This window comes from Citrobacter sp. wls615, assembly GCF_005281355.1.
Taxonomy (GTDB): domain Bacteria; phylum Pseudomonadota; class Gammaproteobacteria; order Enterobacterales; family Enterobacteriaceae; genus Citrobacter; species Citrobacter werkmanii.
On sequence record NZ_SZXM01000027.1, the window covers coordinates 139822 to 152452 of the forward strand.

Here is a 12631-nt window from a genome sequence, read left to right on the forward strand (position 1 = left end):
TTACCTATGGCTGTGATAGGTTTTGCAATTCAGTCCCCTTTCCTTCTGATTTTATAAGGAAAATCAATGTTTAAACGTACCTTACTCTTATCATTGCTTCCCGCTATTGTCCATGCCGAAGATCTACCTGCCCCTGTTAAAGCCATTGAGAAACAGGGTATTACCATCGTGAAGCCCTTCGACGCGCCAGGTGGAATGAAAGGTTATCTTGGTAAATACCAGGATATGGGAGTAACCATTTATGTCACTCCTGACGGCAAACATGCCATCTCCGGTTATATGTATAACGAAAAAGGGGAAAATCTTAGTAATACGCTGATAGAAAAAGAGATCTATGCCCCAGCAGGGCGCGAGATGTGGCAACGAATGGAAAAAGCCTCGTGGATTCTGGATGGAAATAAAGAGGCTCCGGTAATTGTCTACGTGTTCGCCGATCCCTTCTGCCCTTATTGCAAGCAGTTTTGGCAGCAGGCGCGTCCGTGGGTCGATTCCGGTAAAGTTCAGCTGCGTACGCTGTTAGTGGGCGTAATCAAACCCGAAAGCCCGGCAACAGCTGTCACAATCTTGTCGGCAAAAGATCCGGCCAAAACCTGGCATGACTATGAAGCCTCCGGCGGCAAAATGAAGCTGGAAATTCCTGCCTCTCTCCCGCCCGAGCAGATGAAGATACTCAATATCAACCAAAAGTTGATGGATGATTTGGGCGCTAACGTGACGCCAGCCATCTACTACATGAGTAAAGACAATACGTTACAACAGGAAGTCGGGTTACCCGATAAGGAAAAATTAAACATTATCATGGGAAATAAATAAAGGTAACAAAATGAGTGATTGTTATCGTTCTCATTTCAATCACTCAGTACAATTCTTTTTTTCTCGTAAAAATTAAGCACTCTGTGTTATGTTAGTTTAAATTAATCGGTCATTAAGCACTGAATCATAAAGCCTGTAAATAAGTACATTTTAAATTATTTCATATTTTAATTATTTCAAATTTTACCGTCAAAGGAAAGTATACATGGCTAATCTGTACGATCTTAAAAAATTCGATCTCAATCTGCTCGTTATTTTTGAATGCATCTACCAGCACCTGAGCATCAGCAAAGCCGCGGAAACACTTTTTATTACTCCTTCAGCCGTGAGCCAGTCGCTACAAAGATTGCGCACGCAACTCAACGACCCGCTGTTTGTTCGTTCAGGAAAAGGAATTGCACCCACAGTGATGAGCATCAATTTACACCACCACCTCGAGAATAATCTCAATCATCTGGAACAAACGATAAATATTATGCACAGTTCCAGCCTGAAGAAAAAATTCATTATCTATAGTCCGCAGATTATACATAACATATATGCTAGCACATTAGTTAATCTCATCAGAGAGGATAAGAATGTTGAAATCGAACACAATGACATATTAATGACCTCAGTGTTGGCTGAAGAACTGCTAGCATACCGCAAAGCAGATGTGGTCATCACTGCATACCCTGTTGAGAACCGTTCGATTATATGTAGTCCGTTTACAAAGGTCGAAACAGTTTTGGTCTGCAGTAAAAATCATCCCAGGATTAAGGGTAAAACGACTTTAACTAAAATACTTGAAGAGGAGTTTTCCCTGCTGAACACTGAAGATGCCGGTGTAAAAAAATACCAGTCTCAAGCAAATTCCTTTTTACAAAATAGAAAAATAGGCTTTTCCAGTAATTCACTCATATCAATTATTAACATCATTGCCAACACCGATATTATTGGCTTGCTTCCCAAAGCAACATATGAACTATACTCGTCTGCTTTGAACTTAAAAGAGATCGGCATTGATATTGAGATGCCATCATTAGATTTTTTTATCATGTATAATCGCGCCTCGCTAAATAATAAAAGCTTTGAGGCATTTATAAACAAAATAAATGACAAAGAACACTAATCTTATATATTTTGCCAAAGACAAATTGACGCCACGAATAAACCATGAGTGATAAATTCATTCCGTAAATATATTTAAAAGTTGCACGTCGCGTAAATTAGCCTATCTTATTACAAGTATACATTGGAGATGTAACTCATTTATTATTTCAATATGGACTTGCTATGTCTGTTTACAAAATCCCGCTTGGACAAAATGTTCTGGAAGCGTCCCTGGAACGCATTGCCTGGACTCTGGAAGCCCTGCCTCGCGTATGCGTGTCATTTTCAGGAGGAAAAGATTCCGGTCTTATGCTACATCTTACGGCCACCTTTGCCCGCCAGTTACATAAAAAAATTAGCGTACTATTTATTGACTGGGAAGCTCAGTTTTCTTGCACCATCGACTATGTTCAAACATTGAGAGAGCATTATTCTGACGTTATTGAAAAATTTTATTGGGTTGCATTACCTCTAACCACGCAAAACTCACTTTCACAATATCAACCCGAATGGCAGTGCTGGGAGCCGAATATACAGTGGGTTCGTCAGCCGCCGACCGATGCCATTACCGACCCTAATTTCTTTTCTTTCTATCAGCCCGGCATGACCTTTGAACAATTTGTTCGCGAGTTTGCTGACTGGTTTTCAGAAAAACGACCAGCCGCGATGATGGTCGGCATTCGCGCGGACGAGTCCTATAACCGCTTTGTGGCCATCGCCAACTCGCGTAAGCAACGTTTTGCCGATGACAAGCCGTGGACGACGGCAGCGCCAGGTGGACACACCTGGTATATTTATCCGTTATATGACTGGAAAACAGCCGATATCTGGACATGGTTTGCAAAGACAAAAATGCCATGCAATCCCTTGTATAACCTGATGTATCAGGCCGGGGTTCCAACACGATATATGCGTATTTGCGAGCCCTTTGGACCGGAACAACGCCAGGGGCTGTGGCTGTACCATGTCATTGAGCCACAGCGATGGGCGGCTATGTGCGCCCGCGTCAGCGGCGTTAAAAGCGGCGGGATTTACGCCGGTCATGACAACCATTTTTATGGCCATAGGAAAATACTCAAGCCTGAACATTTAAGCTGGCAAGAGTACGCCATGCTGCTATTAAATAGCATGCCAGAAAAGACTGCAGAGCATTACCGCAACAAAATCGCCGTCTATATACAGTGGTATAAGAAAAAAGGTATGGACAATATCCCGGAAAGCCAGGAAAGCGATATTGGTTCCAGGGATATCCCCTCATGGAGAAGGATCTGCAAAGTACTCCTGAATAATGATTACTGGTGTCGAGCACTTTCGTTCAGCCCCACAAAAACGAAAAACTACCAGCGATATACTGAACGAATGAAAACCAAACGCCAGGAATGGGGGATCTTATGCAGCAACGACTAACTCAGGAACTCACGGACTTTCTTTCTGGTTTGCCAGAAAAAGATAGAATTGAAGCCATTAATGAATTCAGAATGGCAATCCACAGCGTCAGTCCATTTCGTGAAGAACCAGTAGATTGCGTGTTATGGATTAAAAGCGATCACATTTCGCCCAATGATTACAATCCTAATAACGTTGCGCCGCCGGAGAAGAAGCTGCTGTTGAAATCCATCGAAGCGGATGGCTTCACCCAGCCGATTGTCGTGGTTCACTCAACGGAAGAAGAGTATGAAATCATCGATGGCTTTCACCGCCATGAATTAGGTAAAAACAAAGCATCGCTAAAACCGCGCTTAAAAGGCTATCTGCCCGTCACCTGCCTGCAACGCAATCGTCATGAGCGTATGGCGGCGACAATCCGCCACAACCGCGCTCGCGGACGCCACCAAATCCACGCCATGTCGGAAATCGTACGTGAATTATCGCAACTGGGCTGGAGTGAAGAAAAAATCGCTAAAGAACTCGGCATGGATAACGACGAAGTATTGCGACTGAAACAAATCAACGGCCTGCAGGAGTTATTTGCCGACCGTCGGTTTTCCAAAGCCTGGACAGTGAAATAATTACAGCGAAACCAGACGCTCTGCGGCTGCTAACAGCGTCGATTCTTGCTTGGCAAAACATAGGCGGATCAGCTTATGCGGGAAAGGATCGGCGCAGAACACCGACAGCGGTATCGCCGCAACGCCCACTTCTTTAGTTAACCACTGACAAAACTCAACGTCATTAAGCGTTGAGACTGCACTGTAATCGACCAGCAGAAAGTACGTCCCCTCACACGGCAGAATTTCCAGTCGACTGTCGCGTAACGCATTCACCAGTACATCACGCTTTTTCTGATAAAACGTGGGCAGCTCGCGGTAGTGTATTGGGTCCTCCCGCAGCATATCCGCCAGCGCCAGCTGAGCCGGCGTGTTGACTGAGAACGTCAGGTACTGATGGATTTTGCGTAGCTCGGCGCTAATGGCGGCGGGTGCAACGCAATAGCCAACTTTCCAGCCGGTCATATGATACGTTTTACCGAATGATGAAACGGCAACAGCGCGTTCCCGTAGCTGCGGATGAGCCAGCACGCTCGCATGTCCATGAGCGGCAAAGCAGATATGCTCATAAACTTCGTCGCTGATAACAAAAATCTCACGCTCTTTAATCGCCTGCCATAACGCATCAAAATCAGTGCGCTGCCAGACGGTCGCAGATGGGTTATGCGGTGTATTGAGGATCACTAACCGGGTACGCTCGCTGAGCAACGTGGCAAATTCCTGCCAGTCCACACGAAATAACGGCGGTTGCAGCGCAATACGTTTCACCACGCCGCCGGATAACGCCACCGCAGGCGCATAGCTGTCGTAGCTCGGATCAAAACAGATCACTTCATCACCAGGCCGCACCAGCGCCGTAATCGCTGCATACAATGCTTCTGTGGCCCCAGCCGTGACGGTGATCTCACTTGTCGCGTCGGGCTTATAGCCGTACAACTCCGCTGTTTTATCGGCAATGGCTTCGCGCAGCGGCTGCACGCCCGTCATCGGCGCATACTGGTTAGCGCCATGCGCAACATGATATGCCAGACGTTCCTGCAAGAAATGTGGACCGTCAAAATCAGGAAATCCCTGCGAGAGGTTAATGGCCTGATGCTGCTGCGCCAGCGCGCTCATCTGCGTGAAGATTGTGGTGCCCAGATTAGGCAGTTTACTTTGCACAATCAGCGGGTTATTACTCATTATTGTTATCCCAGAGAGTGATGTTGTTGTTGAAGCCACTATAGCACGATGCTAGTATTTGGCAATCAAGACGTTCAGACGTCTATATAAATATAACCTGCCAGGACAGGACAGCCAAAAGGACAACACAACATGAGTAATACCGAGATTCGCGTCGTCACCGGCCCGGCCAACTATTTTTCCCATCCCGGCAGTTTGTCGAGACTCAACGATTTTTTCACAACCGACCAACTCTCACGCGCTGTCTGGGTTTACGGTGAGCGCGCCATCGATGCGGCCCGCCCTTATCTGCCAGAGGCTTTTCATCTTGCCGAGGCTAAGCGCCTACTGTTTACGGGACATTGCAGCGAAACCGATGTTGCTCAACTGGCAAAAGAATCGGGAGATGATCGCAGCATCGTGATTGGCGTGGGCGGCGGTACACTGCTCGATACGGCTAAAGCGCTGGCTCGCCGCCTTGACTTACCTTTCGTGGCGATCCCGACCATTGCCGCCACCTGCGCGGCCTGGACGCCGCTTTCCGTCTGGTACAACGATGCCGGTCAGGCTCTGCATTTCGAAATATTCGACGATGCCAATTTTTTGGTGCTGGTTGAGCCACGAATCATACTCAACGCGCCTGAAGAGTATTTACTGGCCGGTATTGGCGATACGCTGGCGAAATGGTATGAGGCAGTGGTGCTGGCTCCGCAGCCAGAAACGTTACCTCTGACCGTACGTCTGGGCATCAACGGCGCGCTGGCCATCCGCGACGTCCTGCTGGAAAGCAGCGAGCAGGCGCTGGCAGATAAGCAGCGTGGTGAACTAACCCAGGCGTTTTGCGACGTGGTGGATGCGATTATAGCCGGCGGCGGCATGGTTGGTGGTCTGGGCGAGCGCTACACCCGTGTGGCGGCGGCACACTCGGTCCATAACGGTCTGACCGTCCTCCCGCAAACGGAGAAGTTTCTCCATGGCACCAAAGTGGCGTATGGCATTCTGGTGCAGAGCGCATTACTTGGGCAAGATGATGTTCTGGCGCAACTTGTCACCGCTTATCAGCGCTTCAATCTCCCCACCAGGCTGGCCCAGTTAGACGTGGATATCGCAAATCGCGCTGAGATCGATAAGGTGATTGCGCATACCCTGCGCCCGGTGGAATCTATTCATGCGCTGCCGGTAACGTTAACGCCAGATACCCTGCGCGCAGCATTTGAGAAAGTAGAATCGTTGACGGTGTGACTATGGTGCAGGTTGCCTGATGACGGCTTCGCCTTATCAGGTCAACGACGACTAATTATAACGGCAAATGCTCACAATAATTCGAAGAGTTGTAGGCCGGATAAGCGTCAGCGCATCCGGCAAAAAATTAACAGCACTTCGCGCCGCCTTTCCCCCCATAGCGCGCATCCTGCCGCTCGCGGAAAAACTCTTCGTAGGTCATTGGCGTCTGGTCCGGGTGCGTGACACGCATATGCTCAACATAGTTGTCGTAATCCGGCACACCGATCATCAAGCGGGCGGTTTGCCCTAAATACTTCCCGGCTTTAGCGAGTGTTTCAAACATAGTGATTCCCTGGCGTACAAACGCCCTCCCTGTTCAGGGGAGGGCTATGTTGGTTAAGAGAATATTAATGCGCGCCTTTCGCCTGCGCCACGATCTCTTCGACATTCTCAGGCATCGGTTCGTACGGCGTTTCTTTCGACGTCGGTTTGTCCTCTTTCAGTGCTGCCAGCGCAGTTTTAATCGAGAACAGACCCAGCACCACGACGACCACCATGAAGAATATGGTAAGACCCGCATCCAGACGGTTGTTAAACACCAGTTGCGTCAGCTGCGACTGGGTGTATTGCGCCGGAATATTACCGCTGTCGATCATCGCCTGGAACTTGTTGGCGATAGCCAGGAAGCCAATTTTCGCATCCGGGCTAAACGCTTTCTGCCAGCCCGCAGTCAGAGTACAAATCAGCAGCCAGGCCGTTGGCACCAGCGCTACCCATGCGTAGCGCTGACGTTTCATCTTGAACAGCACCACCGCACAGAGCATCAATGCCATACCGGCCAGCATCTGGTTGGCGATACCAAACAACGGCCACAGGGTGTTGATACCGCCCAGCGGATCCACCACGCCCTGGTGTAAGAAGTAACCCCAGGCCAGTACGCACAGCGCTGTAGCCAGCAGGTTCGCAGGCAGTGAATCGGTACGTTTCAGGCTCGGTGATACCACGCCCAACAGATCCTGCAGCATAAAGCGTGCGGCGCGTGTACCGGCGTCAACCGCCGTCAGAATAAACAGGGCTTCAAACAGAATGGCAAAGTGATACCAGAACGCCACATCCATCATGCCGCCCAGCGCACCATGCAGAATATACGCCATCCCAACGGCCAGCGTCGGCGCACCGCCTGCGCGGGAAATTATGGATTGTTCGCCGACTTCATTGGCGATTTGATGCAAGGTGTCTGGGGTAATAGCAAAGCCCCAACTGCTGACCACCTGCGCCGCAGAAGCCACGACATCCGCCGTACCCGCCGGAGCCAACACCGCCATCGGGCTGTTCATCGCGAAGTACACGCCTGGATCGATGATGCACGCGGAAACCAGCGCCATAATGGCGACAAAGGATTCCATTAACATTCCGCCATAGCCGATAAAACAGGCCTGCCCTTCGTTCGCCAGCATCTTCGGCGTGGTACCGGAAGAGATCAGCGCGTGGAAGCCAGATACCGCACCACAGGCAATGGTAATAAACAGGAACGGGAACAGGTTACCGGTCCAGACCGGGCCAGTACCGTCAACAAACTTGGTCAGCGCAGGCATGGTCAGCGTCGGACGCATGATCAGAATACCCACCGCCAGACCAACAATGGTGCCGATCTTCAGGAAGGTAGAGAGATAATCACGCGGGGCCAGCAACAGCCATACTGGCAGCACGGCAGCGACAAAGCCGTAACCCACCAGCATCCACGTCAGTTGTACGCCGGTAAAGTCAAAATACGGTGCCCAGGTCGGACTTTCGGCCACCCAACCGCCGGAAATAATGGCAAACACCAGGAATACCAGACCGATGACCGACACTTCGCCAATGCGGCCCGGACGCAAATAACGCAGGTAGATCCCCATAAAGATCGCCAGCGGAATGGTAAATGCGACGGTGTAGGTTCCCCACGGACTGTGAGTCAGCGCTTTCACGACGATCATCGCCAGTACCGCGAGGATAATCACCATGATCATAAAACAGGCTACCAGCGCAATAACGCCCGCCGTTGGGCCCATTTCTTCTTTCACCAGTTCGCCAAGGGAACGACCATCGCGACGGGTAGAAACAAACAGTACCATGAAGTCCTGCACTGCCCCCGCAAGTACCACCCCGGCAAGCAGCCAGATCATCCCCGGCAAATAACCCATTTGTGCCGCCAGCACCGGTCCGACTAACGGACCCGCCCCGGCAATCGCCGCAAAATGGTGACCGAACAGCACTTTTTTATCGGTAGGAACATAATCCAGACCGTCGTTATGGCGCACGGCTGGCGTCATACGCGTTGGGTCCAGCGCCAGCACATTTTTCGCAATGTACAGGCCATAGAAACGGTAAGCGATAAGGTAGACACAGACCGACGCCACGACTATCCACAACGCGTTGATCTGTTCACCACGGTTTAATGCGATATAGCCGAGGGCAAATGCTCCCATAACGGAGAGCACTGTCCAGACGAGGTACTTCCCTGATTTATTCATATTGATTATCCGTTGTCCAGGTCAGAGAGATGTTACATTTTGTTTCTATAACATCTTTTCTGAATTTAACAACATGACAACCATGCAAACCCGAAGTATCACTGAATTTTTACATTGCAGTGTTAACTAGATCACTTCATTTACCTGTTAACCCTGCAATTTCATTTTACTTTGCCGGGCGACTTCACCCCATCACCGCAGTACCTAATCGGCAGGTACAACAGCGTCGTCCTTGCTCATCAAAGATAACGATTTCCCAGCTTTGGTTCTGCCGTCCAAGATGCAATGGCTGGCAAACACCGCGCACTTTGCCCTGTGAAACCGCCCGATGGTGCGTGGCGTTCAGTTCTGTACCGACCACACACTGCCCGTCGCGGGTCATCAGATAACCCGCCATTGAACCCAACGTTTCGGCCAGTGCCGCCGACGCGCCACCGTGCAGCAAACCAAACGGCTGATGCGTGCGGGTATCAACCGGCATTTCGGCCTCCAGCACATCATCGCCCAGCCGGGTATAAAGGATGCCTAAGTGCGCGACCATGGTGTTGCGGCTGGTGGCATTTAATTCGTCCAGCGTGAGATGGCGTTTCCAGATCATCATCATGCTCCCAGCGTTGAGCCGCCATCCACCACGATATCCTGTAGCGTAATGTGGCTGGCAAGGTCGGAGGCGAGGAATAAAATGGTGTTGGCGATCTCCTGTGGACGGGCGATTTTCCCCAACGGGATACCAAGCTTAAACTGCTCGCCAAACCCGCGAATACGCTGCTGTTCCGCGTCATCACTGACCCATAACGTGCGCTGCATGTCAGTATCGGTCGAGCCTGGCGAAACCACATTACAGCGCACACCGCTGCCCGCCAGTTCCAGCCCGACGGTGAGCGCCAGGCTTTTTAGCGCAGCTTTTGACGCTCCATAAGAGCTCATGCCGATACGCGGCGTGTGCGCCGCATCCGACGCCACGGTCACGATCGCCCCGCCCTGCTGACGACGAAACTGCGCCATCGTCTGCTGAAACAGATTGAACGCGCCGCCAACGTTAACGGCAAACGTCTGCTGCCACTCCTCAGCGCTCAGTGCGTCAGTGGCCCCCATGCGCAGAATACCGGCGGCATTGACCAACACATCCAGCCGCTCGCACGCTTTAAGGACGCGCTGGCACACCTCAGCCACCTGTCCGGCATCGGCCACATCCAGCACTTCGGTCGCAAACGGGTAATTATCCTGAGGAAATTCACGATCGAAGCCAGTCACCTGCGCACCTGCTTTCACAAATGCCAGTGCCGTAGTGTAACCAATGCCTTTTCCCGCGCCGGTTACCCAGACAGTTTTCCCTGCAAACTCAAATCCGGCCATCAGTTCACCTCGCGGGAGAGCAACTTCCACCAGGCGTCTATGGTCGGATTTTTCGCCAGCATCACGAAATCAATATCGCCATGAACTTTACGCCAGCGTGCCGCCAGCGCCATCATGCGCACGGAATCCAGCCCGTAGTCGATCAGGTTTTCGTCATCCATTGGCTCCTCGGACTCATCCAACAACGGCAGAATAACGCTGCGCAGCGCCTCTTTACTCGCCGGGACCGGCGTCGGCAAAAGTTCCTGGGTCATCACCACCCGACCGGAGCGTCCGGCCACATATTTCAGCGACATTAGATGTTCATCACGGCTGAAGTCCGCCAGCGCATCGGCGACCATAAACGGCTTGATATCGCGCATAAAAGCGTCCGTCGCAGTGGTCATGCAGCCAATATGAGCATACACACCGGTAATAATCAGTTGATTACGTCCGGTTTCCTTGAGCATCTGCTCCAGCGGAGATCGATGAAATGCGCTATAACGCCATTTCACCAGAATGGTATCCGCTTCATCCGGCGCCAGCGCCTCAACGATCTTTTGTTGTTCCGGGGAACGCGTCAGGCCCGGTCCCCACATATCATTGAGCAGAGCGCGATCTTCATCACTCTGTTCTTTCGGCTGAGCGGTGTAATACACCGGAATGTTATGCTCTTTGCAGTACTGGCGCAGCGCGGCGATGTTCGCGATGACCTGCTCCATCATCGGGCAGTTATCGCCCCAAAAGCCGATAAAATAATCCTGCATGTCGTGGATCAGCAGAGCAGCGCGTTCAGGGTCAAATACCCAGTCGACTTTGTTCACCGGAACATCGAGCGCCGTTGGTAGCGCATAAGCCTGCAGTTTAGGAATTGCCATTTCTATTTCTCCTTCAGGCCAGTGAACGTGATGCCAGCCACTGACGTAATTGTTTTTTATCCACTTTACCGACCGGGGTCAGCGGGAGTGACTCAACGCACTCCACGCGGTCAGGTAATTTGAATTCCGCCACGCCCTGGTCGCGCAGGAAACGGCGCACCTGCACCGCGCGCAGCGGCTCTTTCACCACCAGCCAGGCACAGCTTTTCTCGCCCATCAGTTCGTCATCCATACTGACCAGGGCCGCATGGATCACCAATGGGTGGCGTAACAGCAGATTTTCAATTTCTTCTGCTGCGATCTTCTCGCCACCCCGGTTGATTTGATCCTTTTCACGTCCTTGTACGGTGATATAGCCATCCTGATCGATAGCGATCAGATCGCCGGAGCAGTAAAAACCGTTGGCATCAAAAGCGCTGGCGTTGTGCTCCGGGCTTTTGAAATAACCGCGGAAGGTGTACGGACCACGCGTCATCAGACGTCCGGTCTCTCCCTGGGCTAAGGGGTTGCCGTCAGCGTCTGCTACCCAGACTTCATCATCGGGACACATCGGACGACCCTGGGTATTGATGATGCGCTCAGGACTGTCGTCCAGACGGGTGTAATTCACCAGCCCTTCCGCCATGCCAAAGACCTGCTGCAACTGGCAGCCAATCTCCGCTGGAATACGCGCCGCAAGCGAGGCAGAAAGCCGTGCCCCACCAACCTGCAGCAGCGTCAGCGAAGCCAATTGCGCATTACTCCCCCACTCCGCAATCGCCTGCAGCCACAGACTCACCGCCGGCGGCACCAGCGCCGTGACGTTAACCTGATGCTGTTCAATCAGTGGGAAACACAGGGTTGCGCTCGGGTCAGCCGCCAGTACCACGGTGCCGCCAGCCAGGAACACGCCCAGCGCGCCAGGCGAACTCATGGCGTAGTTATGCGCCGCCGGGATCGCGCACAGATAGCGCGTTTCCCCGGTGAAGCGGCAGATCTCATTACTGCGTCGCACGCTGTAGTAGTAATCGTTATGAGTACGAGGAATAAGCTTTGGCGTGCCGGTGGTACCGCCGGAAAGCTGGAAGTACGCCACCTCATCAGCAGGCGATGGCGTCGCGGTAAAATCAGCCGCAGGCTGGTCTATCGCCGTTTGCAGGTTATGTTCGCCTTCATCATTGCGCAGTTGCACCACGCGCACTGAATTGTGTTCAGCCACAAAGGTATTGAGAAAATCTTCCCCGCTAAACAGCGCATGCTGGCGATCGGCAATCAGCAGCGCCGGTTCAACCTGTTTGGCATAGGCGTTGAGTTCGTTACGCTGATGGCTGAACAGGGCCAGCACCGGAGCGACACCCAGCTTGAGTAACGCAAAGAAGGTGATGTACAGCTCAGCCACATTGCCCAACTGCACCAGCGCGGTTTCGCCAGGTTTGATTCCCTGACGACGCAGGCTGCAGGCGAGATTGTCAGTGGCCTGATTCAGCTGGCGATAGCTCAGATGGCGTTCGCCATCGATTACCGCCGTATGGTCGCTCTCGGCGTGACGGGTCAGAATGTCGGTCAGCGGCAAATCCTGCCAGTAGCCTTTTTCACGATAACGGCGGGCAAACTCCTCCGGCCAACGGGTGAAAGGAATACTCATCAT

At 51.7% G+C, this 12631-nt stretch carries 12 protein-coding genes; 5 read left to right on the plus strand and 7 right to left on the minus strand.

Annotation, left to right across the window (positions count from 1 at the left end; translation table 11 throughout):
- The first annotated feature begins 66 nt into the window (after positions 1-66).
- The 4 genes from dsbG (at position 67) to FDX04_RS10370 (ending at position 3914) form a co-directional block, all read left to right on the plus strand.
- Positions 67-813, plus strand: a complete 747-nt coding sequence (dsbG, locus tag FDX04_RS10355; protein WP_137370887.1) for a thiol:disulfide interchange protein DsbG — start codon at positions 67-69, stop codon at positions 811-813.
- Between the two features lie 205 nt (positions 814-1018).
- The gene (locus FDX04_RS10360; protein ID WP_137360486.1) at positions 1019-1924 is read left to right on the plus strand and encodes a LysR family transcriptional regulator; all 906 of its coding nucleotides are present in this window, start codon (positions 1019-1021) and stop codon (positions 1922-1924) included.
- A gap of 164 nt (positions 1925-2088) precedes the next feature.
- Positions 2089-3312 (plus strand): phosphoadenosine phosphosulfate reductase, encoded by a 1224-nt coding sequence (locus FDX04_RS10365; RefSeq protein WP_137370888.1) that lies wholly within the window; start codon positions 2089-2091, stop codon positions 3310-3312.
- Positions 3297-3914: a ParB/RepB/Spo0J family partition protein gene (locus FDX04_RS10370; protein ID WP_137370889.1), complete on the plus strand. Its 618-nt coding sequence runs from the start codon at positions 3297-3299 to the stop codon at positions 3912-3914. The genes FDX04_RS10365 and FDX04_RS10370 overlap by 16 nt, the downstream gene beginning before the upstream one ends.
- On the opposite strand, the gene FDX04_RS10375 is transcribed toward FDX04_RS10370, so the two are convergent.
- Positions 3915-5075 carry a pyridoxal phosphate-dependent aminotransferase gene (locus FDX04_RS10375; protein ID WP_079225047.1) on the minus strand — a complete coding sequence of 387 codons (1161 nt, stop codon included), beginning with the start codon at positions 5073-5075 and terminating at the stop codon, positions 3915-3917.
- Between the two features lie 132 nt (positions 5076-5207).
- On the opposite strand from FDX04_RS10375, the gene FDX04_RS10380 reads away from it, so the two are divergent.
- Complete coding sequence (locus FDX04_RS10380; RefSeq protein ID WP_042309859.1) at positions 5208-6296, plus strand: oxidoreductase; 1089 nt, start codon at positions 5208-5210, stop codon at positions 6294-6296.
- 127 nt (positions 6297-6423) lie between these two features.
- Here the strand turns inward: FDX04_RS10380 and FDX04_RS10385 are convergent, their stop codons facing one another.
- From FDX04_RS10385 to entE, 6 genes are all read right to left on the minus strand, one after another.
- Complete coding sequence (locus FDX04_RS10385; protein ID WP_003022064.1) at positions 6424-6621, minus strand: YbdD/YjiX family protein; 198 nt, start codon at positions 6619-6621, stop codon at positions 6424-6426.
- Positions 6622-6685: 64 nt separating this feature from the next.
- Positions 6686-8791: a pyruvate/proton symporter CstA gene (gene cstA / locus FDX04_RS10390; protein WP_006685575.1), complete on the minus strand. Its 2106-nt coding sequence runs from the start codon at positions 8789-8791 to the stop codon at positions 6686-6688.
- A gap of 184 nt (positions 8792-8975) precedes the next feature.
- Entirely contained in the window at positions 8976-9389 is a 414-nt protein-coding gene (gene entH, locus FDX04_RS10395; protein ID WP_042310169.1) for a proofreading thioesterase EntH, read from the minus strand.
- Between the two features lie 2 nt (positions 9390-9391).
- Positions 9392-10147 (minus strand): 2,3-dihydro-2,3-dihydroxybenzoate dehydrogenase EntA, encoded by a 756-nt coding sequence (entA, locus tag FDX04_RS10400; RefSeq protein WP_137370890.1) that lies wholly within the window; start codon positions 10145-10147, stop codon positions 9392-9394.
- On the minus strand, positions 10147-11004 hold the full coding sequence (locus FDX04_RS10405) for an isochorismatase (RefSeq protein ID WP_137360480.1): 858 nt from the start codon (positions 11002-11004) through the stop codon (positions 10147-10149). Before FDX04_RS10405 ends, entA begins: the two co-directional genes overlap by 1 nt.
- Positions 11005-11017: 13 nt before the next feature.
- Positions 11018-12628 carry a (2,3-dihydroxybenzoyl)adenylate synthase EntE gene (gene entE, locus FDX04_RS10410; protein ID WP_137360541.1) on the minus strand — a complete coding sequence of 537 codons (1611 nt, stop codon included), beginning with the start codon at positions 12626-12628 and terminating at the stop codon, positions 11018-11020.
- Between the last annotated feature and the right edge of the window lie 3 nt (positions 12629-12631).